This is a genomic window from Endozoicomonas sp. (assembly GCF_051008435.1).
Classification (GTDB): Bacteria; Pseudomonadota; Gammaproteobacteria; order Pseudomonadales; family Endozoicomonadaceae; genus Endozoicomonas_A.
The window spans coordinates 1-2,031 of sequence record NZ_JBPCXO010000187.1 but is presented as its reverse complement, the minus strand read 5'-3'; the positions used below and the strand labels follow the sequence as shown (position 1 = coordinate 2,031).

Below are 2,031 nucleotides of genomic sequence, written 5' to 3'. Positions count from 1 at the left end.
CATACAAAGAGTCCGTGCAAGGGCTCGTCCAACAAGGCGTTGCAACTGACCCAAGAGGCATTGAAGTGAGCCACTTCAATCCAGAGTCGCTTCGATTAAGTGCAAGGGCAGTTGAACTAAGCGTTATAGGTAAGTAATGATTGAGATTTCTGAACAATCGCAACAAGGTGAAATGATTTATAGCCACCTTGATCCAGTCGTTGATCACTTGCTTTCTACTGGGTGCGAGTTATCTGGCGCAAGATGGCAATCAAATCGAGAAGGTTATTATTGTAAACTCAGCGGTGATTATGATCTCACCTCTTTGAGCAACGGGTTTAATCTTCCAGAAACAATTTACATCACAAACAAAGGTAAGCTAAGCCATCTGTTTTGTGATAAATCCGGTGCACATATAGAAGTATGGCGCAACCTATAACAAGTAAAGGCAGCACCGCCCTACGGGCTGGACGCGCTAACGCGCGCCGCTGCTTTGGGCATTGGACGCGCCCAGCTACGCTGGGGGAAGTAAAGGCAGGCATTATGTTCTATCTTTGAGAGTTCGAACCCATTAACGAGCACTCTATGAACACAACGGTTCAAAAGGTTTTTAAGCAAGCCTTCCAAGCCTATATCAAAAACAAAAAACTGCCACTCCATCACTATAAAGCAGCCAATGATTTTATGAGCTGCAGAACCGCTGCCATGGGAGGCCACATTCAGGCCTGTCCTGAAGGCCATGTTGAACGGGTCTGTTACAACTCATGCAGACATCGCAACTGCCCCCAATGCAACAAAATACAAATAGAACGCTGGCTCGACTGTAAAAAGAATATCCTTCTGGATACGGCCCATCGTCATCTGGTGTTTACTCTTCCGCATGAGTTGAACGAACTCTGGCTAATGAACACAAGCCTGATGACGGATGTCCTGTTCCAGACTGCCAGCGAGACCCTTAAGCAACTATTAAACGACAAAAAATATCTAGGTGCGGATACAGGCTTTCTGCTTAACCTTCACACCTGGGGACGCAACCTGAGCCTTCACCCACACCTGCACTGTCTGATCAGTAATGGTGGGTTGAATGCTCAGGGAGAATGGGTTCAACCGGTCAAAAAATGTTTCCTGCCTTATCGTGTCATCATGCGTCTCTTCAGAGGGAAATTCTGTGCTGCCTTGAAGAAATACGCAGACTTGATAAGAAAACCGGACAGCCTGCGCCCTGTTCGTTTCAATAACCTGATTAATCAGCTGGGCCGGAAAGACTGGCATGTTGAGATCATGGAGCCCTATGAGCATGGTGAAGGTGTCATCAATTATCTGGCCCGCTACGTAAAAGGTGGACCGATCACGAATCAACAACTGGATGAAACGGATGACAAAATACTGCTGAGGTATCAGAGCCATCAGACAGGACAGCAGGAAGTACACCGTTATTCAAAAACCGGGTTTATCCGACAATTACTGATTCATGTACCGGACAGAGGCAAAAGAACATTGCGCTTCTACGGTCTCTATACCAGTGGCAAACGAGCAGCACTGAACAAAGCTCGAGCAGCGCATCAACAACCACCGGTCAGCAATGATAAAGAACTTCAGGACTGGCAAGATTATCTGATCAGTAAAGGCTACGGCGAACAGGTGTTGTGCCCGGTCTGCCAACAAAAACTGCAACAAAAAGAACGACTGTTCAGAGGCAGAGACCCAACCACTCAATGGCACGTCATACTGAACAACATGAAAACACTGAATCTGACGGCTTGAAGCCAGACAAGGGGATGCTTTATATGACAGCACCAAAATGCATTGAAACAGAATATAAAATAGATGTCTTTATGCCAGGGCGTGACATCCTTTACACTACTCACTGCCTCTCATCTCAGTCCTTGGAACCAGAAGCGACACAAGTCGCACGCTGTTAATTACATACAAAGAGTCCGTGCAAGGGCTCGTCCAACAAGGCGTTGCAACTGACCCAAGAGGCATTGAAGTGAGCCACTTCAATCCAGAGTCGCTTCGATTAAGTGCAAGGGCAGTTGAACTAAGCGTTAT

General features: G+C 46.8%; 2 protein-coding genes. Both read left to right on the top strand.

Annotated features, from left to right (window positions below; genetic code table 11):
• The first annotated feature begins 136 nt into the window (after positions 1-136).
• Entirely contained in the window at positions 137-418 is a 282-nt protein-coding gene (locus ACR2PX_RS09280; RefSeq protein WP_433999078.1) for a hypothetical protein, read from the top strand.
• Between the two features lie 146 nt (positions 419-564).
• Positions 565-1,743, top strand: coding sequence for an IS91 family transposase (locus ACR2PX_RS09275; RefSeq protein WP_433999077.1), 1,179 nt, complete (start codon positions 565-567; stop codon positions 1,741-1,743).
• The last annotated feature ends 288 nt before the right edge of the window (positions 1,744-2,031 follow it).